Genomic DNA, 22,311 nt, shown 5'->3' on the forward strand with positions numbered 1-22,311 from the left:
GCCGCGACTAGTAGCGCGGCCTCCCGGGTTCAGGCTCGGGACCGCCGGATCTCCCAGGGTCCGGCGCGCGAATGGGACGGGGCCGTAGCTCAGCTGGGAGAGCGCTACAATGGCATTGTAGAGGTCAGGGGTTCGATCCCCCTCGGCTCCACCATTCGAAATCGGGACGGGTGAGATCTGGTCCCCGCCGACGCGCTTCGGCCGGGATCAAATCTCACCATTAGGTGCGGCTTTCGCGGCCCACCGGTGATATGACAGCACGCTGGCCGACGAGGTTTCGTCCGCCGGCGTTTTTGGCGTTTACCGGATTTGCGGGGCGCGCGAGTGGAGTGATTTGATGTTCGATACCCTCTCCGATCGTCTCGGCGGCGTATTCGACAAGCTGCGCGGGCGCGGCGCGCTCAAGGAGCAGGATGTCCGCGATGCCATGCGCGAAGTGCGCATCGCGCTGCTCGAGGCCGACGTGGCGCTGCCGGTGGTGCGGCGCTTCGTCGATCAGGTCACCGAAAAGGCGGTCGGACAGGAAGTGCTGCGCTCGGTCACGCCGGGCCAGCAGGTCGTCAAGATCGTCAACGACGCGCTGGTCGAAATGCTCGGCGGCACCGAGGCGGACCATGCCGAGACCGCCGGGCTCGATCTCAACGCCGCACCGCCCGTCGTGATCATGATGGTCGGCCTCCAGGGCTCGGGCAAGACAACCACGACCGCCAAGATTGCCAGGCTGCTCAAGGAGAAGCAGGGCAAGAAGGCGATGATGGCCTCGCTCGACGTCAACCGACCGGCGGCGCAGGAGCAGCTCAAGGTGCTCGGCGAACAGGTCGGCGTCGCGACGCTGCCGATCATCGCCGGTCAGCAGCCGACCGAGATCGCCACGCGCGCGCTCCAGGCGGCCAAGCTCCAGGCGATCGACGTGCTGCTGCTCGATACCGCCGGCCGGCTCCACGTCGACCAGCAGCTCATGGACGAGATGAAGGCGGTTTCCGCCATCTCGGCGCCGCGCGAGACGCTGCTGGTGGTCGATTCGCTCACCGGTCAGGACGCGGTCAACGTCGCCCAGTCGTTCACCGCCGAGGTTCCGCTGACCGGTGTCGTGCTTACGCGCATGGACGGCGATGCGCGCGGCGGCGCGGCGCTCTCGATGCGCGCGGTCACCGGCAAACCGATCAAGTTCGCGGGCACCGGCGAGAAGTCGGACGCGATCGAGGTCTTCCACCCGAGCCGTGTCGCCAACCGCATCCTCGGCATGGGCGATATCGTCTCGATCGTCGAGAAGGCGGCCGAAAGCGTCAAGGTCGAGGAGGCCGAGGCGCTCGCCAAGCGCATGGAGCAGGGCAAGTTCGATATGAACGACCTGCGCACCCAGCTTCGCCAGATGCAGAACATGGGCGGCCTCGGCGCGCTTGCGGGCATGATGCCGGGCATGAAGAAGGCCAAGGCGGCGATGGCGGCCTCGAACATGGACGACAAGGTGCTGCTGCGCATGGACGCGATCATCGGCTCGATGACGCCCAAGGAGCGCGCCAATCCCGCGCTGCTCAACGCAAAGCGCAAGATCCGCGTCGCCAAGGGCTCCGGAACGCAGGTCCAGGACATCAACAAGCTGCTCAAGATGCACATGGAGATGTCCAAGGCGATGAAGCAGATCAAGAAGATGGGCGGCCTCAAGGGCCTCGCCGCGATGTTCGGCAAGGGTGGCCTCGACGCCGCCATGCCGGGTCTCGGCGGAGGCGGCGGCCTTCCGGGGCTCGGTGGTCCCGGCGCGGGCGGGCAGCCCGATTTATCGAAGTTTCTCAAGAAATAATTTCAAATGTCTGATTTAAAACAAAGTTCATAAGGAAGGTAAGAGCATGGCAGTTGCAATTCGTCTCTCGCGCGGTGGCGCGAAGAAGCGTCCCTATTACCGCGTCGTCGTTGCCGACAGCCGCAGCCCGCGCGACGGCAACTATCTCGAGCAGGTGGGCACCTACAACCCGCTGCTCGCCAAGGACGACGAGAACCGCGTCAAGCTGACCGAGGACCGCGTGCGCTACTGGCTCGGCGTCGGCGCGCAGCCGACCGATCGCGTCGCCCGCATGCTCGATGCCGCGGGCATCAAGGAGCGCGCCGCGACCAACAATCCGCAGAAGGGCGAGCCGGGCCAGAAGGCCAAGGACCGCGCCGAGGAGCGTGCCGAGAAGGCTCGCGAGGCCGAGGAAGCGGCCAACGCTCCCGTCGAGGAAGAAGCCGCTGCTGAAGCTCCGGCCGAAGAGGCTGCGGCCGAAGCGCCTGCGGAGGCTCCCGCCGAAGACGCCGGTGAAGAGAAGGCCGAGGGCTAAGCAGCCTTGGCCGCGGCGCCTGCCGCGGACCGGCCCGTCACGCTCGCCGTCGTTACCGGCGCGCATGGCGTGACCGGCGAGGTCCGCCTCAAGCTGTTCGGAGAAGGCGTGGCCGCGCTGCAGCGCTACCGCGCCTTCAACGATTCGCAGCTCACGCCGAAGAAAATTCGCGACGACAACAAGGGCGGGGCGATCGCTCGTTTCGCCGAAGTGACCGACCGCAACGCCGCCGAAGCGCTGCGCGGCACCGAACTGACCGTGCCGCGCTCTGCCATGCCCGCGCTCGAGGAAGGCGAGTATTATCACGCCGACCTCATCGGCCTGCCTTGCGTGGACGAGGACGGCACGGCGCTCGGCACGGTGGTCGCGGTGGAGAACTTCGGCGCGGGCGACGTGCTCGAAATTGAGTGCGCCGAACCCGACGGGAAGGGGCGCCGGAAGCGTTTCATGGTGCCGATGATTCCGGTCGCCGTGCCCGAATGGGACGCGACCCGGCTCGTTGTCCATTCCGCTTTCGCCGAGTAATCGCGCAAGCGGCAGGAACCTCGATCGCGTTCGTCTCGTTGCGGGGGCATGAGACAGCAGACCCGACCCACCGCCATCGTCGTTGCCGCGGGGCTTGCGGCCGCGTCGTGTTCCCCGCGCGAGCCCGAGCCCGTTCCCAAGCGGCAGGCCGCCGCACCCACGCGGACCGATGCCCCGGATCGTCCCGAGCCCGCTGCCGCGACGCGTCGTGAAGGCCGGATCGAACTGGGCGGCGAATGTCGCGTGCTGCACACGCCCGACGGCAAGCGCTACGCACTCGGTGGCAACGTTCCGTTCGACACCGGAAAGTATGTTCGCGTCGAGGGTACGATCAGCGAGGCCGGCTTCTGCATGGAGGGAGACGGCACGATCGAGGTCGCGCGGATATCCCTTGCGGATCCGCCCGCGCGCGACCGCGATCCCGCGCGTGCCGGGGGCCTGGCGGTGACCGGCGATTACGTGCGGGGCGAGTGGGTGGCCAAGGGCGCGGATGCTGATTGCGGTCATCCCGATTTCGCGATCGCGCCCAACGCGAACGGCATGAACATCATCAAGGCCCGCGTCTCCGGGACGCCGCAGACCGGCGCGGTCGATGTCGGCGCCTCGCCCGCGCTGCAGTGGGACGATCCGCTACCCGCCCTGCCGATCGAGACACGCGGACCCGACGGCCTCGCGGTCATGCCTCCGACGGGAAACGCCAAGGTCACTCTGGCGGGCCACCCCGTCGAAGGCGACGGCATCGTTTTCGTCCGCTGCGCCTGAGGCGATGATGGTCGGTCGTTCGCTGGCGGCTCCAGGCGACTAGCCAGATCGGTCCGCGCTGCTTATCGCGGACGATCTCGCCGCCGATCGCGCGATGTTTCTCCCTGACGATATCCGCAAAGAGCCCTGAATGCCGTTCGCCGCCACCGTCCTGACACTTTATCCCGAGATGTTTCCCGGTCCGCTGGGCGTGTCGCTGGCCGGGCGCGCGCTGGGCGAGGGGACTTGGTCGCTCGATACGGTGCAGATCCGCGATTTTGCGAGGGACAAACACCGTACCGTCGACGGTACGCCGGCGGGCGGCGGCGCCGGGATGGTGCTCAAGGCGGACGTGCTCGCGGCCGCGATCGACCATGCGCGGGCGGCACGTCCGGATTGCCCGGTGCTTGCCATGACTCCGCGCGGAAAGCCTCTCTCGCAGGCGCGTGTGCGCTCGCTGGCGGCAGGCCCGGGCGTCACCGTGCTGTGCGGCCGTTTCGAGGGTTTCGACGAGCGCATCTTCGCCGGGCGCGGGGTCGAGGAGGTCAGCGTCGGCGACATCGTGCTCTCGGGCGGGGAACCGGCTGCACTGATGCTGCTTGACGCTTGCATTCGGCTGCTTCCCGGCGTAATGGGCGCGGCTTCAAGCGGGTCGGAAGAATCGTTCGAGGACGGTCTTCTGGAATACCCGCACTATACCCGACCTGTCGAATGGGAAGGGCGCACGATCCCTGAAGTGCTGCGATCGGGGGATCATGCGAAGATAGCCGCCTGGCGCAAGCATCAGGCGGAGATCGATACTCGGTCACGCAGGCCGGACCTTTGGGAGCGCCACGTCGGCGCTCGGGCCCAGTCTGCCTCTGGCGCGCGGCAGGAAACGAAGGACCAGGACCAATGAACCTGATTCAGCAGATCGAGGCCGAGGAAATCGCCAAGGCCGGCAAGGATATTCCGGAATTCCGCCCCGGTGACACCGTGCGTGTCGGCGTGAACATCGTTGAAGGCACCCGCAGCCGTGTGCAGAACTTCGAAGGCGTGTGCATCGCGCGTTCGAACCGCGGCATGGGCTCGAACTTCACCGTCCGCAAGATCAGCTTCGGCGAGGGCGTGGAGCGTGTCTTCCCGCTTTACTCGCCGACCATCGATTCGATTACCGTCGTCCGCAAGGGCGTCGTGCGTCGTGCCAAGCTTTACTACTTGCGCGGCCGCACCGGTAAACGCGCCCGCATCGCCGAACGGCGCGACAATCGCGCCGGCCAGGAGGGCTGAAGGCCCACCGCCCGCGAATAGGGTAGAACCATTCGAGAGGCGTCCTGGCACCAGCCGGGGCGCCTCTTTTGCTTCCAGGAGCCTGCGCTTGTCCTCTCCCTTCCGCACGCGGCTTGCAGCCGTCCTGCTTTGCGCCGCCGTCACCTGCGCCCCGATCGTCCCCCTCCTTGCCGCCGAGAGCGAGAAGCCTGCCGTGACCCAAGCCTCCGCCCCCGATCTCACCTTCGCGCGCGTCAACGCCAGCCCCGCGCTCGACGGACCGAGCCCACGCCTGGTCAAGCTCTCGCCCGATGGCCGCTACCTCACGCTGCTGCGCAACCGCGCCGACGACCGCGAGCGCTACGACTTGTGGGGCTTCGACCGCACCGCAGGCGAATGGACCATGCTCGTCGATTCCGAAAAGCTGGGGACCGGCCGCGAGATCAGCGAGGCCGAGAAGATGCAGCGGGAGAGGAAGCGCATCGGCAACCAGAAGGGCATCGTCGCCTACGACTGGGCCGAGGACGGCAAGGCAATCCTCGTACCGCTCGAAGGCGATCTCTACCTTGCCGGGCTCGACGGAACGGTGAAGCGGCTGACCGACAGCGAGGCGGACGAGCTCAATCCCGAACTTTCGCCCGAAGGCAGCTATCTCTCGTTCGTGCGCGACGGGCGCTTGTGGATCGGCGCGACGGGCGGCGAAGCCTCGCCGGTCACGCCCGAGGAATCCTCTGACCTGGTGCATTGGGGCGAGGCCGAGTTCGTCGCGCAGGAGGAAATGGACCGCTCCGAAGGCTACTGGTGGGCGCCCGACGACAGCCGCATCGCGGTGGAGCGGTTCGACGAGGCGCCGGTCGGCGTCGTCACCCGCACCGCGATCGGCGGCGAGGGGACCAGGACCTATCAGCAGCGCTATCCGGTCGCCGGATCGGACAACGCGCTCGTCTCGCTGTTCGTGATGAAGCCCGACGGCAGCGGCCGGGTCGAGGTCGATCTCGGCGAGAATCGCGACATCTACCTCGCCCGTGTCGACTGGGCGAAGGACGCGAGTAAGCTCTACGTCCAGCGTGAGAACCGCGCGCAGACCCGCCTCGACATGCTCGAGGTCGATCCGGCGACCGGAAAGAGCAGGGTGCTCTTCACCGAGGAGTCCGCGAACGATGCCTGGATCAACTTGTCGAACGCCTATCGCTTCCTCAAGGACGGCAGCCTCGTGTGGTGGTCCGAGCGCGACGGCTTCGGCCATCTTTACCGCTTCGCCGACGGCAAGTGGACGCAGCTCACCAAGGGCGCGTGGGTCGTCTCCGATCTGGTCGGCGTCGACGAAGCGGCGGGCCGGCTCTATTTCACCGCCAACCGCGACGATCCGCTCGAGATGCAGGTCTATGCCATGCCGCTTGCGGGCGGCGAGCCCGAGCGGCTGACCGAGGCGGGCTGGACCAACGCGGCCAGGATGAGCAAGGACGGCAAGACGCTGGTCGTCTCGCGCTCGTCCTCGAACCATCCGCCTCAGAGCTATCTCGCCGACGCCGAAGGCAAGCGGCTGACCTGGATCGAGGAAAACAAGCTCGACGCCTCGCATCCTTATGCGCCCTATCTGCCTAGCCACCGCGCACCGCAGTTCGGCACGATCGAGGCGAAGGACGGCACGGTCCTGCACTGGAAAATGATCACCCCGCCGCTCGAACCGGGCCGCAAGTATCCGGTGTTCTTCCAGCATTACGGCGGCCCGCACGTGCAGATGGTGACGCACGGTTGGGGCGGTGCGCTCGAACAGGCGATCGTGGACAAGGGTTATGTCTTCTTCGAGATCGACAACCGGGGCGCGACCAATCGCGGCGTCGACTTCGAAAAGCCCATTCGCCAGGCGATGGGCTCGGTCGAGGTCGCCGACCAGAAGGCGGGCGCGCTCTACCTCAAATCGCTCGACTTCGTCGATCCCGACCGGATTGCGACCTACGGCTGGTCCTACGGTGGCTACATGACGCTCAAGATGCTCGAAGCCGATCCGGGGCTTTACGCCGCCGGGATCTCGGGCGCGCCGGTGACGAAGTGGGAGCTTTACGACACGCATTACACCGAGCGCTACATGGGCGACCCGCGCGAAGTGGGTGACGCCTACAAGGCCTCCGACACGATCCATGATGCCGGCAAGATCGCCGATCCGCTGCTGATGATCCACGGCATGTCCGACGACAACGTCGTGCTCGACAATTCGGTGGCGATGTTCGCGGCGTTGCAGGCGGCGGGCGTGCCTTTCGAGATGATGCTCTACCCCGGCTACACCCACCGCGTCAGCGGTCCGGTGATCGGTACGCACGTTTGGGAGACGATCTTCGCCTTCCTCGATCGCAACGGGGTGACGCCGGCCGAGTGAACGCGCCAAGTTGAAGACTTGCGGTGCGGCGCGGCAGGGCCGCTCGCACCGCGCGATTGTACGATGGAGTGAATGAAATGGGATATCGGGTAGCCGTCGTCGGTGCGACCGGAAACGTCGGCCGTGAAATGCTCAACATCCTCGCCGAGCGCGAGTTTCCCTGCGACGAGATCGCCGCGGTGGCGAGCCCGCGCTCGACCGGCAGCGAAATCGAGTTCGGCGAGACCGGCAAGATGCTCAAGGTCAAGAACATCGAGCATTTCGACTTCACCGGATGGGACATCGCGCTGTTCGCCGCGGGTTCGGGCCCGACCAAAATCTACGCGCCCAAGGCCGCCTCGCAGGGTTGCGTGGTGATCGACAATTCCTCGCTCTACCGCATGGAGCCCGACGTTCCGCTGGTCGTGCCAGAGGTGAATCCGGACGCGATCGATGGGTACAAGGCGCGCAACATCATCGCCAATCCCAACTGCTCGACCGCGCAGATGGTCGTCGCGCTCAAGCCGCTGCACGATGCCGCCGGGATCAAGCGCGTGGTCGTCTCGACCTACCAGTCGACCTCGGGCGCGGGCAAGGCGGGCATGGACGAGCTGTTCAGCCAGAGCCGCGCGATCTTCGTCGGCGATCCGGTCGAGCCGGTGAAGTTCACCAAGCAGATCGCCTTCAACGTGATCCCGCACATCGACGTCTTCCTCGACGACGGCTCGACCAAGGAAGAGTGGAAGATGGTTGTCGAGACCAAGAAGATCCTCGATCCCAAGATCAAGGTGGTGGCGACCTGCGTGCGTGTGCCCGTCTTCGTCGGCCACTCGGAATCGATCAATCTCGAATTCGAGAAGGAGCTTTCGGCCGAGGCGGCTCAGAACATCCTGCGCGAGGCGCCCGGTTGCATGCTCGTCGACAAGCGCGAGGACGGCGGATACGTCACGCCGGTCGAATGCGTGGGCGACGGCGCAACCTACATCAGCCGCGTGCGCGAGGACCCCACGGTCGATAACGGCCTCGTCCTGTGGTGCGTTTCGGACAACCTGCGCAAGGGCGCCGCGCTCAACGCGGTGCAGATCGCCGAGCTGCTCGGGCGCCGGCACCTCAAGAAGGGCTGATTGCCGCTAGGCAGTCCCGCTCAGTTGTGAGACACGAACTCCCGGCGATCGCCAAGATCGTTGGGAGTTTTCTTATGGCGGAACGCGATTGGTTGCGTCGTTACAACGGGTTTGCTGTCGCCGTGCTTCTGACGCTCGGCATCATCTTTGCCGCGTTCGTGGTTTTTGTTTCTGCCCAGAGCTATTTCGCGGAGCGCCGGTTGGCGACCGTGGGCGCGGAACTCTCGGACGCAAAAGAGCCCGCTGGTCAGGAGTTGAGCAGCAGGCGCGGCCCGATCGTGCTCTACGATGAGCCCGGCGAGGCGGCCGACGCGCGCCAGAACCTGCGCTTCGTCGAAATGAAGACCGGGCGATCGGCCGCGTTCGCCGACGATCCCGAGACTCAGGTCTATGCTGGGACGATCCTGAGCCGCTACGCCGACGACCGGGCGCCATCGTCTGGATACATCGGTCTCGTGAAGACGGGCACCAAGCAAGACAAGCCGATTTTCGAGGCGAGACTGATCCGCTTTTCGGACATGAAGCGCTTTGTCGTCGCGCATGATATCGCCGCGCTGGATGCCCCGACGATGGTCGGAACGAACCAGGTTGGCGTCGTCGTATGGGACCAGCAGAACAGGGGGCAATGGCTGCTGTTCGACATCGACAAGGGCGAGACGGTCGACCGGTCGGACATCGATGCCCGTTCGATGCCTTCGCATGCCAAGGCCGCTGAAGGGGCTCCGAAGGCCCGCTTCTACTGACGGCATCTCGCCGTCCGTCAAGATCTTGCCATTCCGGCATGGCATCCTTGGCGGATGCAGACCTATGAACCGCTCAACACGCTCAAGCCCTTCGGCGAGGGCCTGTGGATCGTCGACGGGCCGTTGATCCGGATGGACCTCGGGCCCTTCAAGGTGCCGTTTCCCACGCGAATGTGCGTCGCTCGCCTCGCCGACGGCGGGCTGTGGGTCCATTCGCCGATCGCGCCCGACGAAGGCCTGTTCGAACAGATCGACGCGCTGGGACCTGTCGCACATCTCGTCGCGCCCAACTCGATCCACTACTGGTACATGGCCGACTGGCTCGCACGCTATCCCGAGGCGCGCAGCCATGCGGTTGCCGACCTGGTGACCTGCGCCAAGCGACCCTTCCGGATCGACGACCCGCTCGATGAACCACGTCCGCGCGCCTGGGATGGCGAGATCGACTGGCTGCTCGTGCCGGGCACCAAGGTGAACGAGGCCGTGTTCTTCCATCGCGCGTCGCGCACTGTTCTGCTCGCCGACCTGATCGAGAACTTCGAGGGCAGGAAGGTCGACAACCCCTTGCTGCGCGTCCTGATCCGCCTGGCGGGCGGGATGGACCCCGATGGCAAGGTGCCGATCGACTTGCGGCTCACCTTCTGGCCGAAGCGTGCCGATGTGCGCCGTCGGATCGCACAGGCCGTCGCCTGGGAGCCCGAGCGTGTCGTCATGGCGCACGGGAGGCCCTACGAAGCCAACGGTGCGGACGAGATGCGCCGCGCTTTTCGCTGGGCGCTCTGACGGTTGCGCCGTGCGGCGCTCGCGCTAGGGTGCGCGCCCATGACCAGAACCCTGACCGGCGGCTGCCAGTGCGGCCGGATTCGCTATACCGCAAGGCTCGAGAACGATGACGCGGGGCTGTGCCATTGCGCGATGTGCCGCAAGGCGACCGGGGGCATCGCCGGCACCTTCGTCGAGGTCGCGACCGACGCGGTGACCTGGGACCACGAGCCCGACGCCTACGACAGTTCGCCGATCGCGCAGCGTCTGTTCTGCGGCCGCTGTGGCTCGCCGCTCGGCTGGCGGCCGCGCAAGGGCGAGCGCATGGACCTGATGGTCGGCGGATTCGACGATCCCTCGCGCTTCCGGCCCGTCGCGCATGCCGGCGCGGAGCGGATCATCGAGGCCTGGCTCGATACGAGCGCGCTTCCGCGGTACGAAACCACTGCGATCGCCTCGACCGTAGCGCTGTGGAAGGACGCCGGGCGCGAGGTGCCCGAATGAGCGATCTGCGCACCGAGAGCCTCGAAGGCTGGGGCGGCACGCTGCTCGCGGTTCATCGGCTCGGCGCGGGCAGGCCGGTCCTGCTGCTCCACGGCCTGTTCTCCAGCGCCGAGGTCAACTGGATCAAGTTCGGCCACGCCCAGCGCCTCGCCGACGCCGGGTTCGAGGCGATCATGCCCGATTTGCGCGCGCATGGGCAGAGCGCCGCGCCGCATGAGCCCGAGGCCTATCCCGAGGACGTGCTCGTCAAGGACGCCTTCGCGCTCGCCGCGGCGCTGGGGCTCGACGACTTCGACTTGTGCGGCTTTTCGCTCGGCGCGCGCACCGTGGTCCGCGCGGTGGTCGCCGGGATGGCGCCGCGGAGACTGGTGATCGCGGGCATGGGTATCGAGGGGCTCGACAACTGGGCGCGGCGCAGCGCCTTCTTCATCGACGCGATCGACCGTTTCGACGAGATCAAGCGCGGCGACCGGGCCTATTTCGCCCAGGCCTTCATGAAAACGCAGAAGGTGGACCGCGTGGCGGCGCGGCTGCTGCTCCAGTCGGTCGACGATACCAAGGCGGAGGACATCGCGCGGATTACCGTGCCCACGCTCGTCGTCTGCGGCGACGAGGATCAGGACAACGGCTCCGCCCCGAGGTTGGCCCAGGCCCTTCCGAATGGCCGCTATGCCGAGGTGCCCGGCACGCACATGTCGTCGGTGACGCAGCGGCAACTGGGCGAGGCCATCGTCGATTTTCTCGCGGCTTGACCGGCTCGCCCGGTCCCTCCAACCATCGGGCATCCACAGTACCCAGTAAACGGGATGCCAATACCATGACCAAGCCTATCATTTCGCTGGCCGCGCTCGCCGGGGCGCTCGCCGCCACGCCCGCATGGGCCGACGCTGCCGACGCCGACAGGCCCGACGCGAAGACCTTCGTCGAACAGGCCGAGGCCGAATACGGCCGCAAGCTAGTGGCGCAGGCGCACGCCGACTGGGTCTACCAGACCTATATCAACCACGACTCGGAGATCCTTTCCTCGAACGCGGGGGCGGACGTCACCAAGTTCAACGTCGATACCGCGCTGAAAGCCGCCGAGTACGTCGGGCAGGAGGGGCTGTCCTACGACGTTTCCCGCAAGCTCAACCGGATGCGCACGCTGATCGTGCTGCCCGCGCCGACCACGCCCGGCGCGGCCGAGCAGGTCTCGAGCCTCAACGCCAAGCTCCAGGGCATCTACGGCGCGGGCAAGGGCACTCTGAACGGCCAGCCGATCAGCGGCAGCGACATCGAGGCGGCGATGGGCACCAACCGCAATCCGGTCGAACTCGCCGAGATGTGGACGAGCTGGCACGACAACGTCGGCGCGCCGATGAAGGCGGACTACGCGAAGATGACCGCGCTCGCCAACGAGGGGGCGAAGGAGCTCGGCTACGCCGATGTCGGTGCGCTGTGGCGCTCGAACTACGACATGAGCCCGGAAGAGTTCGCCGAGCTGACCGAGAAGCTGTGGCAGGAAGTCAAGCCGCTCTACGACCAGCTCCACTGCTACACGCGCACCAAGCTCAACGAGAAGTACGGCGACGCGGTCCAGCCCGCGACCGGCCCGATCCGCGCCGACCTGCTCGGCAACATGTGGGCGCAGGAGTGGGGCAACATCTACGATATCGTCGCGCCCGAAGGGGCGGGCGATCTCGGCTACGACGTCGGCGAGCTGCTCAAGGCGAAGGGTTACGATCCGCTCAGGATGGTGAAGGCGGGCGAGGCTTTCTATTCCTCGCTCGGTTTCGAGGAGTTGCCCGAAACCTTCTGGGAACGCTCGCAATTCGTGAAGCCACGCGATCGCGAGGTGATCTGCCACGCCTCGGCCTGGGACGTCGACAACCTCGATGACCTGCGGATCAAGATGTGCATCAAGGTGAACTCGGACGATTTCACCACGATCCACCACGAGCTTGGCCACAACTACTACCAGCGCGCCTACAACAAGCAGCCGACCTACTATCTGGATGGCGCCAACGACGGCTTCCACGAGGCGATCGGCGACACCATGGCGCTTTCGATCACGCCGCAGTACCTCGTCGACATCGGCCTGCTCGACAAGGCGCAGGTGCCCGGCGCGGACAAGGACACCGGCCTGCTGCTGCGCCAGGCGATGGACAAGGTGGCGTTCCTGCCGTTCGGCCTGCTGATCGACCGCTGGCGCTGGAAGGTCTTCGCGGGCGAGATCCAGCCCGCCGACTACAACAAGGCCTGGACGCGGATGCGCCTCGAATATCAGGGCATCGTCCCGCCCGCCGAGCGCGGCCCCGATGCCTTCGATCCGGGCGCCAAATATCACGTGGCGGCGGTGGTGCCCTACACCCGCTATTTCCTCGCGCGCGTGCTGCAGTTCCAGTTCTACGAGGCCGCGTGCAAGCAGGCGGGCTGGAAGGGCCCGCTTCACCGCTGCAGCTTCTACGGCAACGAGAAAGTCGGCGAGAAGCTCAACGCCATGCTCGAAATGGGCGCGAGCAAGCCCTGGCCTGACGCGCTGAAAGCCTTCACCGGCAGCCGCGAGATGAGCGGCAAGCCGATGCTGCGCTATTTCGCGCCGCTCTCGGCCTGGCTCAAGAAGCAGAACGCGGGCAAGACCTGCGGCTGGTGACGCGCGGGGCGGCGGGCGATCAGCCGCTTCGCCGCCCGCGTCCGAACCTCACGAAATTGGTCGATCTGGCGCAGGTTGAAACTTGCCACCAGTCGCGTGATTTCAAGATGTTACGGCGCGCCGATCTTCACGCGCGAGGACGCGGAAAAGTGACGATGTCGAGGAGCCGGGAGCGCGGTGCGCCCCGGCTTCCCGTCTGTCATCGGGCGCGCGGGCAGGAAAGACCCGCGCCGCGCCGATTACTTGGTCGCTTCTTCCTCGTGGCCGGCGATGTCGCCTTCCTGGAAGAGATATTCGCTGAGCTGGCTGTTGAAGCACTCGTCATTGCGGCGTAGCCATTCGAGCACCATCGCCGCGTGTTCGATTTCCTCGCGCATGTTGTGCAGCAGGATCGCCTTGAGCGCCTCGTCGTCGCAATCGTCGGCGCGCTGGCGATACCAGTCGGCGGCCTCCAATTCCTCCATCAGCGAGACGATCGCCTGGTGCATCGCGAGCGTCTTCGCACTCAGGCGTTCGCGGGGGGCGTGGAGACCTTCACTCGACATCGGCAGTTCCTTCGCGGTTGTTGTGGGGTTGTGCTGTCATGGTACCCTGCGAATGGGGCGAGCCAGAGCCTAGAGGCGCTTTGTCGCCTTGTGAACTCTTGGGATGGCGTGGGGGCTGGTTTGGGCCGGTAGGCGACTGTCCGGTTCGGAGTGCAGGGTGGCAATATCCCGCCGTTCCCAGCGTAATTATATCACTCGACCGCATGCGCCGTCTTCGTCGAAATTAGATGTTTCGAAGATCGTGGGATTTGAGCTACGCCACAAAGGATAGCCGATCCCGTAACCTTGTCAGTTTCTATTTTAGCGTTGAGCATTTCTGGTGTGACGGCTTGGCTGACGCTGCTTCGTCGAGGCACGGTTAGAATGACGCAACCAACAGTGGTCTTCTTTGGTCCAGATGCGCTCCGCGCTGATAAACTGAGCCCTCCACCCAAAATTTATCTGCGAGCCTTGTTGTTCTCGACTTCGAAGCGCGGCCGCGTAGTCGAAAGCATGCACGCGGCTTTACACCGCAACGAATCACATCAAAACTTCAATATCTGGGTTCATGGAGATGATAAGCTTGTTCGGGGCAGCGGGCTTTTTGTCGGCGAAACAGGAGTTGCAGCGAATCATCACTTCCTAACTCCAAAGGATGGATGCTCTTTCCAGTTTATCGCTGGAAAGTATCATCTGAAGGTCTATGCGCGCCTCCTTGGCGACCGCGAGCCCAAGCTATTGCTCAGTCAAGAATTTGAAATTTCTCCTGATCTTGCTGCATCGTTGCATTTGCCGGGGGCTGGGCTCTATTTTGATTGGGGGCCGGACTCGTCCAGATATTTGCCGCACGTGGAGCAGCGTCCGCCAACTCCAGATCCAGCGAAATTCCTTGAGGCGTTGGCACTCGCCGGTCGCGATGAATGAGTACGGTTGCGACAAAATCGGTGCCATGTGCCGCACCCAACCTTTGCGGCCAACGCAAATCAAGCGGTCAGGTTTCGGGGGCGCCATTTCAGATATCGAGTGACCGACAAGGGCGCTAACCAGGCGCAACGCTCGGGGGCTACATCATCTGCAACCTGTCCCCCACCCCCTACCGAAACGGCGGCTCGTTGAACGCCCGCAATTTCCGTGAATGCAGACGCGCGCCTTCCTCGCGCAGGAGTTCGCAGGTCTTGATGCCGATCTTGAGGTGCGCGCCGATCGCCTCCTCGTAGAAGCGGTTGGCCTGCCCCGGCAGCTTGAGTTCGCCGTGAAGCGGCTTGTCCGAGACGCACAGCAGGGTGCCGTAGGGCACGCGGAACCGGAAGCCCTGGGCGCTGATCGTCGCGCTCTCCATGTCGATGGCGATCGCGCGCGACTGGCTGAAGCGCCGGGCCGAGGCGGCGTAGCGCAGTTCCCAGTTGCGGTCGTCGGTCGTGACCACGGTGCCGGTGCGCATGCGCTTTTTCAGGTCCATTCCGCCCGCGCCGCTTACGTCCTCGGCTGCCTTCGCCAGCGCCTGCTGCACCTCGGCGATCGCGGGCAGAGGGATCTCGGGCGGAAGGACATGGTCGAGCACATGGTCGTCGCGCAGATAGGCATGGGCGAGCACGTAATCGCCGATCTTCTGCGAATCGCGCAGGCCGCCGCAGTGGCCGATCATCAGCCAGGTCTCGGGGCGGAGCACCGCGAGGTGGTCGGTGATCGTCTTGGCGTTCGAGGGGCCGACGCCGATGTTGACCAGCGTGATCCCCGAGCGGTCCTCGCGCATCAAGTGGTAGGCGGGCATCTGGTGACGCCGCCAGGCGGTGTCCGAAAGCCGCGCGCGCGCCTGGTCGCTGCTCGCATCGACATAGAGGCCGCCCGCGCCCGAGAGCGCGACGTTGCTGTCGGTGCCGACCTGCCGACCCGCCCAGTCGACGAACCCGTCGACGTAGCGATGGTAATTGGTGAACAGGACGTAGCGCTGGAAGTGCTCGGGCGGAGTGCCGGTGTAGTGGGCAAGCCGGGCGAGGCTGAAATCGGTGCGCAGGCCATCGAACAGCGCCAGCGGGATCGGATCGTCGGGGCCGGTAATGTCGATTCCGTCGGCCAGTTCGTCGCCGATCATAGCGAGTTCGGTGGCGGGAAAGTGCGCCGCTAGCTCGGCGGGCGTGACTTGTCCCAGTCCCTCGCCGCCATCGAGCACGTAGGCGAAGGGCATCTCCTGCGCCGAGCGGCCGGCCTCGATCACGATCTGGTAATTCTCGGTGAGCAGCTTGAGCTGTTCGCGGATGTAGTCTGCGAAGAAGCGCGGGCGGGTGACGGTGGTGGTGTAGAGCCCGTCATGCGTGAGGCGGCCGAACGAATGCAGCAGTTCGGGGCGCCGCTCGTCGCCGTCATAGCGGATGCGCAGTTCGGGATAGCACCAGGCCCGCTCGGCCCGGCGCAAGGGTGGGGGCGGCGTACCGTGTTCGGCGAAAAGGGCGATGTCTGAACGAAGCGTGGCGACGGTTTCGTCGTAAAGGCGGACCAATTCCGCGATGACGTGTTCAATCGTTTCCATCGCCGTGTCCTATAGATCGATGGAGCCAATGCAAGCCATGCCCGGCCGGCAAGAAATCGGTCGCCACGAATGCCGGTCCATGCAAGGTTGGTCTCGACTGTGGGAGCGGAACAGAGGGGTGGCTATGCGGCGTGCGGGCATGATCGGGCGTAGTGGAGGACGAACGTTGCGGCAGTGCGGCGCTTTGGCCTTGGTCGCCGCGCTCCTGCCCGGCGCGCCGGTATTGGCGGCGCAGGCCCTGCCGCTGGCCGGCGAAGCGGAGCCCGCCGCCGAGGAGGCCGCGCCCGCGACGATCGAGACGATGGCGGGCACGCTCCACGATATCTTCACCGCTTACATGGCCGAGGCGCATGTGCCGGGCATGGTCTACGGCGTGGTACAGGACGGCAAGCTGGTGCTGGTCGAGGGGCTCGGCACTCGCGACCTCGTGAGCAGGACGCCGGTCGATGCCGACACGCGGTTTCGCATCGCATCGATGTCGAAGGCCTTCACCGGGCTCGCGATCCTAAAGTTGCGCGATGAGGGCAAGCTGCGGCTCGCGGACCCTGTGTCGCAATACGTGCCCGAGGTGGCGGACTGGGCGTTGCCGACCTCGGATTCGCGGGCCGTCACCGTCGCCGACCTGATGCACCACACCGCGGGCTTCGTGGAGGACAACCCCTGGGGCGATCGCCAGCAGAGTATCGCGCCCGAGGCGTTCGGCGCGATGATGCGCGCCGGAATGCCCTTCGCATCGAGCCCCGGAACCGGGCCGGAATATTCGAACTACGGCTTCGCGCTGCTCGGGCGGATCATCAACAACGCTTCGGGCAAGCGCTATCAGGACTACATCCGCGAAGAGATCATGCTGCCGCTGGGCATGACGTCGACCGGCTACGACGTGCTCGCCGACCCGCCCGGATCGCGCGCGATCGGCTACCGCTGGCAGGACGGGCAATGGGTGCGCGAGCCCGACATGCCCGATGGCGAGTTCGGCGCGATGGGCGGGGTCGAGACCACGGCCAACGACTATGCGAAGTGGCTCGCCTTCGTGCTCTCCGCCTGGCCCGCCTCGGACGCACCCGAGACCGGACCCGTGCGGCGCGCGACCGTCCGCGAGATCCCCATGCTGGTCTCGCCCTGGGGGACGATCACCACGCCGCCCGACGCCGAAGGCGCGACCTGCACGGAGTCGCAGGGCTATTCGGCGGGGTGGTTCGTCTCCGACGGGTGCGAAGTGGGGCGCAACATGCGGCACACGGGCGGCTATCCGGGCTACGGCTCGACGGTGCACCTGCTGCCCGACGCGGGCGTGGCGCTGTTCGCGTTCAGCGCGCGGACCTATTCCTCGGGCCGCTCGGTCGCCTACGGCGCATTGCGCGAACTGCGAAGGGCAGGGGCCATTCCCGACCGCGCGCCCGGGCCGCCGAGCGCCTTGCTCGAGCAGGCCTATGTCAGCGCGAAAGTGGCCTGGCAGGCGGGCGATCCGGAACTTGTGCCGCTCGCGGTGAACATCGCGCTCGACAACGCGCTCGACCGCCGCCGCGCCGCGATCGCCGCGCTCAAGGAAAAGGTTGGCGCCTGCGATACGAGCGCGCCGGTCGCGCCGGTCAACAAGCTCCAGGGCACTTTCACCTGGACTTGCGAGAAGGGCGCGGTGAGGGGGCAGGTGCAGCTCGCGCCGACCGCCGCGTTCGAGCTTCAGCGGCTCGATTTCGCGGAGTTTTTGCCTGAGGGCTAGACGGCGTGGACGAGTCCATTCTGCTCGAGCGTCTGCTTTCGCCGGGCACTGTGGACAGGCGCGATGTCCGCAAAGTCGGAGTGGGCTGACAAGCGGCAAGCACCTCCACCCGCTCAGCCTGAGCTTGTCGAAGGCTCCGCGCCAACGCCTTCGACAAGCTCAGGCTGAGCGGGGTTGGGAATTGGCTCCTGCCGCAACGTGAAGAGGCTTCCGTCCATTCGAACCTGGTCGGGCGGGGGTGTGGGCCGGTGCCGCAGCAAACCGAGCCTGTGTCCGGTTTCGCAAGGCACGCCCGATGAAAAAGGGCGCCGGTTGCCCGGCGCCCCTCTTGACTCGTGGCGGTGAGCGGGCTCAGGCCTGCTCTTCGCCTGCCGGGGTCTCGGCCTCGTCCTCGGCGGCTTCGGCGGCCTGGATGGCGGCGACGTCACCGGGTTCGGCGTTCGGATCGTAGGCCTCGGTGAAGCCGACGGGCGCGGCCTCTTCCTCGAACATCGCGGCGAGGACGTCGACGCCCTGCGCCTGCTGGTCGGCCTCGTCGGGCGAGCGGGCGACGTTCGCCTTCACCGTGACGTGGACTTCCGGGTGCAGCGCGACGGTCACGTCGAACATGCCGATCGTCTTGATCGGATGGCCCATGATGACCTGCTTCTTGTCGATCTTGTGGCCCTTTTCCTCGAGCCCGGCGACGATGTCGCGCACGTTGACCGAACCGTAGAGCTGGCCCGAGTTCGACGAGGCGCGGATCAGCACGATCTCGGTGCCGGCGACCTTGTCGCCCTGCTTTTCGGCCTCGGTGCGCTTCTCGGCGTTTTCCTGCTCGAGACGTTCACGGTTGGCCTCGAAGACCTTCTTGTTCGCCTCGTTGGCGCGCAGGGCCTTCTTGTTGGGCAGCAGGTAGTTGCGCGCGTAACCGTCCCTGACGGTGACGACGTCGCCGATGGCGCCGAGCTTCTCGACGCGTTCCAGGAGGATGATGTCCATGGGGCTAGCCTCCTTACTTGACGATGTAGGGCAGCAGGCCGATGTGCCGGGCGCGCTTGATCGCCTGGCTCAGCTCGCGCTGCTTCTTGGCCGAAACGGCGGTGATGCGGCTCGGGACGATCTTGCCGCGCTCGGACATGAAGCCCTGCAGCAGACGGACGTCCTTGTAGTCGATCGTCGGCGCGTTCTTGCCCGAGAAGGGGCAGGACTTGCGGCGGCGGAAAAACGGTCGTGCCATGGCTCAGTTCCCCTCGCGTTCGCGGCGACGACGGTTGTCGCGGTCGCTCTTGCGCATCATCACCGACGGGCCCGATTCGTGCTCGTCGACGCGGATCGTCATCCAGCGGATCACGTCTTCGTTGATCGCGGTCTGGCGCTCGAGTTCCTCGACGGTGTCGCCCGAGGCCTCGATGTTGAGCATGACGAAGTGCGCCTTGCGGTTGCGCTTGATCTTGTAGGCGAGATTCTTGAGACCCCAGGTCTCGGTCTTGTGGACCTTGCCCTCGTTCTTCTCGACGATCTCGGTTGCAGTCGCGGCGAGCGCGTCGACTTGCGACTGGCTCAGGTCCTGGCGCGCCAGGAAAACGTGCTCGTAAAGCGGCACGGCAGCTTCCTTTTCATCTTCCAACCGATCGCTGGCTTGTCCGCACGATTGCGGGGCCCCTCCGGCTTTCTTCAGCTTTCCACACGGCCGAACGCGGCGCGCGGAAGCGGGGCGCATAGCGCATCCGGGGCGAAATGCAAGCGCGCATTGGCGCCTGCGGGCCCCCTCGCGCACTGTGGCGGGCGGGCCACACCGCCACGTCGTTCGTCGGCCACGGTCTGTCGTTGGCCCGAATCTGGGTTGATCGGGCAGGGCCGGGGCCTATCGAATCGACAGTCTGGCACTCTGTTATCCCCTGGAGACATATGAAGAAGCACCTTGCAACGGTTGCCGCCGCCGCGCTCGCCGCGTCGCTGGCGCAGCCGGCCCTCGCCGCACCCTCGACCACGCCCGGCGCCACCGCCGAGACGGTGACGACCCAGCTTCCCCGCGCAGTGCGGCCGACGCATTATGACGTCACGATCACGCCCGATGCCGAGGCGCTCACCTTCACCGGCGAAGTCGCGATCGACGTCGATGTGGTGGAGACGACCGACACGATCGTGCTCAATGCAGTCGATCTGAAGATCTCCTCCGCGCGGCTCACGGCGGCGGGGGGCAAGCAGGCGATGACGCCGACGATCACGCTCCAGCCCGACGCGCAGACCGCGACGTTCGCGTTCGACAAACCGCTCACGCCGGGCAAGTACCGCCTCTCGACCACCTATTCGGGCACGATCAACACCCAGGCCAACGGCCTGTTCGCGCTCGACTACGTCGCGGCCGACGGGAGCGAGAAGCGCGCGCTCTACACCCAGTTCGAGGCCCCAGACGCGCGGCGCATGATCCCGGCCTTCGACGAGCCGTTCTACAAGGCGACGTTCACGCTCCATGCCGTGGTGCCTGAAGACCAGATGGCGGTGAGCAACATGCCCGTCGCCGAGTCCGCGCCGGCGGGCGAGGGCAGGAAGCGGGTCAGCTTCCGCGAAACGCCAGTCATGTCGACCTACCTGTTCTTCTTCGGGATGGGCGATTTCGAGCGCGCGACCCGGCAGGCCGGCGACGCCGAAGTGGGTGTCGTGGTCAAGCGCGGCGTGGCCGACCAGGCGACTTTCGCGCTCGATGCCTCGGCCGACATCCTGCCCTGGTACAACGCCTATTTCGGCACGCCCTATCCGCTGCCCAAGCTCGACAACGTCGCCGCTCCGGGCCAGTCGCAGTTCTTCGGGGCGATGGAGAACTGGGGCGCGATCTTCACTTTCGAATACGCGATGCTGCTCGATCCCAAGCTCGATTCGGTCGATGCACGCAAGCGCATCTTCACCGTGCTCGCGCACGAGATGGCACACCAGTGGTTCGGCGATCTCGTGACGATGTCGTGGTGGGATGACCTGTGGCTCAACGAGGGTTTCGCCTCGTGGATGGAGACGCGCGCGACCGAGCACTTCCATCCCGAATGGAAGCCCGAACTCGGCGCGGTCAGCACGCGCAACGGGGCGATGAACCAGGATGCGCTGGTGACGACGCACCCGGTCATCCAGGAGCGCAAGACGGTCGAGGAAGCGAGCCAGGCCTTCGACGGCATCACCTATTCGAAGGGCGAGTCGGTGATCCGCATGCTCGAGGCCTACACCGGGCGCGACGAATGGCGCGAGGGCGTGCGCGCCTACATGAAGCGCTACGAATACGCCAACACGGTGACCGACGACTTGTGGCGCGAGATGGAAAAGGCTTCGGGCAAGCCGATCATCCAGATCGCGCACGACTTCACCCGCCAGCCGGGCATCCCGCTGGTGAAGGTCTCGGGCACTTGCAAGGGCGGCAAGTCGGTGCTTGCGCTCGAACAGGGCGAGTTCACGCGCGATCGTCCGGACAAGACGCCGCTCTCGTGGCATGTTCCCATCGTCGCCGCTGCGCTCGGCGGCGCGCCGGCGGAGACGCTGCTCGAGGGCAGCGGCAGCCTGGAGGTCGCGGGCTGCGGCCCGGTGATCGTCAACTCCGGCCAGAACGGCTATTACCGCGTGGCCTATGCGCCGCAGATGTTCTCGGCGATCTCGAAGAATTTCGCCGAAGTTCCGGCGGTCGACCAGCTTGGCCTGCTCTCGGACACCGGCGCGCTGGGCCTCGCCGGGGTCAAGCCGATGGCAGACCTGCTCGATCTGGTGCAGGCGATGCCGGCGGACGCCGAGCCCGAAGTGCTTGCCTCGGGCGCGAGCTACTTCTCGGCGCTCTACGCCTATGCCGAGGGCAAGCCCGAGTTGCGCGGGCGCCTGACGAAGTTCGTGGGCGCCAAGTTCCTGCCGGTGCTCGATCGGCTCGGCTGGACGCCCAAGGCCGACGAGCCGGCGACCGAGACCGAGCTTCGCTCCTCGCTAATCTCGCTGCTCGGCGATGTCGGCGAACCCACGGTCGTGGCCGAGGCGAAGCGCCGTTTCGCCGCTTCGGAGAGCGACCCGACGGCGATCGATCCCTCGCTGCGCAGCGCGATCCTCGGGGTGGTCGCCACGCATGCCGACGCAGCGACCTGGGACAAGCTGCACGCGATGGCCAAGTCCGAGCAGTCGACCCAGCTTCGCAGCCTGATCTATTCGCGCCTCGGGGCGGCACGCGATCCCGAACTGGCGCAAAAGGCGCTGGAACTGGCTCTGACCGACGAGCCGGGCGAGACCGTCAGCCCCAGCATCATCCGCTATGTCGCCAGCGAGCATCCCGACCTGGCGTTCGACTTCGCGATGGCGCACTACGACGATGTGGTGAAGCGCGTCGATCTCTCGGCGGCGAGCCGCTACTTCCCGGGACTGGCCCAATCCAGCCTGGACGAAGCCATGATCGGCAAGCTGGAAAGCTATGCCGCGGGCCTGCCGGAAGACGCGCGCAAGCCCACCGAGGAATCGATCGCGCTGATCCGCTATCGCCGCTCGGTAAGCGAGGGCCGGATGCCGGGTGTCGACGCCTGGCTGGCGAAGGCCGGGTACTGAAAGCCGGACGGAAAAGGCCCCGTGGACGGCGAACCGTCCACGGGGCCT

At 66.1% G+C, this 22,311-nt stretch carries 21 protein-coding genes and 1 tRNA gene; 17 read left to right on the plus strand and 5 right to left on the minus strand.

Features of this window, described 5'->3' with window-relative positions:
• Positions 1–78: 78 nt before the first annotated feature.
• The 14 genes from B2G71_RS06995 to B2G71_RS07060 all read left to right on the plus strand — a co-directional run bounded on the left by B2G71_RS06995 (position 79) and on the right by B2G71_RS07060 (position 12,950).
• Positions 79–154, plus strand: a tRNA-Ala gene (locus tag B2G71_RS06995).
• A gap of 183 nt (positions 155–337) precedes the next feature.
• Positions 338–1,801: a signal recognition particle protein gene (gene ffh / locus B2G71_RS07000; RefSeq protein ID WP_098105035.1), complete on the plus strand. Its 1,464-nt coding sequence runs from the start codon at positions 338–340 to the stop codon at positions 1,799–1,801.
• A 46-nt stretch (positions 1,802–1,847) separates the two neighbouring features.
• A complete protein-coding gene (gene rpsP, locus B2G71_RS07005; protein WP_098105036.1) occupies positions 1,848–2,315 on the plus strand; it encodes a 30S ribosomal protein S16 in 468 nt (155 codons plus the stop codon).
• Positions 2,316–2,321: 6 nt separating this feature from the next.
• A complete protein-coding gene (gene rimM / locus B2G71_RS07010) occupies positions 2,322–2,840 on the plus strand; it encodes a ribosome maturation factor RimM (protein ID WP_098105037.1) in 519 nt (172 codons plus the stop codon).
• Between the two features lie 48 nt (positions 2,841–2,888).
• Positions 2,889–3,602 (plus strand): DUF5818 domain-containing protein, encoded by a 714-nt coding sequence (locus tag B2G71_RS07015; protein WP_098105038.1) that lies wholly within the window; start codon positions 2,889–2,891, stop codon positions 3,600–3,602.
• Positions 3,603–3,732: 130 nt separating this feature from the next.
• On the plus strand, positions 3,733–4,479 hold the full coding sequence (gene trmD / locus B2G71_RS07020; protein WP_098105039.1) for a tRNA (guanosine(37)-N1)-methyltransferase TrmD: 747 nt from the start codon (positions 3,733–3,735) through the stop codon (positions 4,477–4,479).
• The gene (gene rplS, locus B2G71_RS07025) at positions 4,476–4,850 is read left to right on the plus strand and encodes a 50S ribosomal protein L19 (protein WP_098105040.1); all 375 of its coding nucleotides are present in this window, start codon (positions 4,476–4,478) and stop codon (positions 4,848–4,850) included. Before trmD ends, rplS begins: the two co-directional genes overlap by 4 nt.
• Positions 4,851–5,004: 154 nt before the next feature.
• A complete protein-coding gene (locus B2G71_RS07030; RefSeq protein ID WP_240530056.1) occupies positions 5,005–7,206 on the plus strand; it encodes a S9 family peptidase in 2,202 nt (733 codons plus the stop codon).
• 77 nt (positions 7,207–7,283) lie between these two features.
• Positions 7,284–8,309 carry an aspartate-semialdehyde dehydrogenase gene (locus tag B2G71_RS07035; protein WP_098105041.1) on the plus strand — a complete coding sequence of 342 codons (1,026 nt, stop codon included), beginning with the start codon at positions 7,284–7,286 and terminating at the stop codon, positions 8,307–8,309.
• A 74-nt stretch (positions 8,310–8,383) separates the two neighbouring features.
• On the plus strand, positions 8,384–9,052 hold the full coding sequence (locus tag B2G71_RS07040) for a hypothetical protein (RefSeq protein WP_098105042.1): 669 nt from the start codon (positions 8,384–8,386) through the stop codon (positions 9,050–9,052).
• A gap of 54 nt (positions 9,053–9,106) precedes the next feature.
• Complete coding sequence (locus B2G71_RS07045; RefSeq protein WP_098105043.1) at positions 9,107–9,835, plus strand: DUF4336 domain-containing protein; 729 nt, start codon at positions 9,107–9,109, stop codon at positions 9,833–9,835.
• A gap of 39 nt (positions 9,836–9,874) precedes the next feature.
• Positions 9,875–10,318 (plus strand): GFA family protein, encoded by a 444-nt coding sequence (locus tag B2G71_RS07050; protein ID WP_098105044.1) that lies wholly within the window; start codon positions 9,875–9,877, stop codon positions 10,316–10,318.
• Positions 10,315–11,070, plus strand: a complete 756-nt coding sequence (locus tag B2G71_RS07055; protein WP_098105045.1) for an alpha/beta fold hydrolase — start codon at positions 10,315–10,317, stop codon at positions 11,068–11,070. The genes B2G71_RS07050 and B2G71_RS07055 overlap by 4 nt, the downstream gene beginning before the upstream one ends.
• 65 nt (positions 11,071–11,135) lie before the next feature.
• Entirely contained in the window at positions 11,136–12,950 is a 1,815-nt protein-coding gene (locus tag B2G71_RS07060) for a M2 family metallopeptidase (RefSeq protein ID WP_098105046.1), read from the plus strand.
• Between the two features lie 239 nt (positions 12,951–13,189).
• On the opposite strand, the gene B2G71_RS07065 is transcribed toward B2G71_RS07060, so the two are convergent.
• Positions 13,190–13,495 carry a ferritin-like domain-containing protein gene (locus B2G71_RS07065; protein ID WP_098105047.1) on the minus strand — a complete coding sequence of 102 codons (306 nt, stop codon included), beginning with the start codon at positions 13,493–13,495 and terminating at the stop codon, positions 13,190–13,192.
• A gap of 285 nt (positions 13,496–13,780) precedes the next feature.
• On the opposite strand from B2G71_RS07065, the gene B2G71_RS23710 reads away from it, so the two are divergent.
• Complete coding sequence (locus B2G71_RS23710; RefSeq protein ID WP_141521516.1) at positions 13,781–14,398, plus strand: hypothetical protein; 618 nt, start codon at positions 13,781–13,783, stop codon at positions 14,396–14,398.
• A 169-nt stretch (positions 14,399–14,567) separates the two neighbouring features.
• Here B2G71_RS23710 and B2G71_RS07070 read toward each other — a convergent pair whose 3' ends face one another.
• Positions 14,568–16,001 carry an AMP nucleosidase gene (locus B2G71_RS07070; protein WP_098105279.1) on the minus strand — a complete coding sequence of 478 codons (1,434 nt, stop codon included), beginning with the start codon at positions 15,999–16,001 and terminating at the stop codon, positions 14,568–14,570.
• Positions 16,002–16,191: 190 nt separating this feature from the next.
• On the opposite strand from B2G71_RS07070, the gene B2G71_RS07075 reads away from it, so the two are divergent.
• Positions 16,192–17,721 carry a serine hydrolase domain-containing protein gene (locus B2G71_RS07075; protein WP_141521517.1) on the plus strand — a complete coding sequence of 510 codons (1,530 nt, stop codon included), beginning with the start codon at positions 16,192–16,194 and terminating at the stop codon, positions 17,719–17,721.
• Between the two features lie 351 nt (positions 17,722–18,072).
• On the opposite strand, the gene rplI is transcribed toward B2G71_RS07075, so the two are convergent.
• From rplI to rpsF, 3 genes are read right to left on the minus strand one after another with little or no spacing between them, the layout of a single operon-like run.
• The gene (rplI, locus tag B2G71_RS07080; protein ID WP_098105049.1) at positions 18,073–18,702 is read right to left on the minus strand and encodes a 50S ribosomal protein L9; all 630 of its coding nucleotides are present in this window, start codon (positions 18,700–18,702) and stop codon (positions 18,073–18,075) included.
• A gap of 13 nt (positions 18,703–18,715) precedes the next feature.
• Positions 18,716–18,940: a 30S ribosomal protein S18 gene (rpsR, locus tag B2G71_RS07085; protein ID WP_098105050.1), complete on the minus strand. Its 225-nt coding sequence runs from the start codon at positions 18,938–18,940 to the stop codon at positions 18,716–18,718.
• Positions 18,941–18,943: 3 nt separating this feature from the next.
• The gene (gene rpsF / locus B2G71_RS07090; protein WP_098105280.1) at positions 18,944–19,306 is read right to left on the minus strand and encodes a 30S ribosomal protein S6; all 363 of its coding nucleotides are present in this window, start codon (positions 19,304–19,306) and stop codon (positions 18,944–18,946) included.
• A gap of 305 nt (positions 19,307–19,611) precedes the next feature.
• Between rpsF and B2G71_RS07095 the strand changes: the two genes are divergently transcribed.
• Complete coding sequence (locus B2G71_RS07095; protein ID WP_098105051.1) at positions 19,612–22,263, plus strand: M1 family metallopeptidase; 2,652 nt, start codon at positions 19,612–19,614, stop codon at positions 22,261–22,263.
• Positions 22,264–22,311 lie beyond the last annotated feature (48 nt).

Source organism: Novosphingobium sp. PC22D (assembly GCF_002556635.1).
In the GTDB taxonomy this organism is placed as follows: Bacteria; Pseudomonadota; Alphaproteobacteria; order Sphingomonadales; family Sphingomonadaceae; genus Novosphingobium.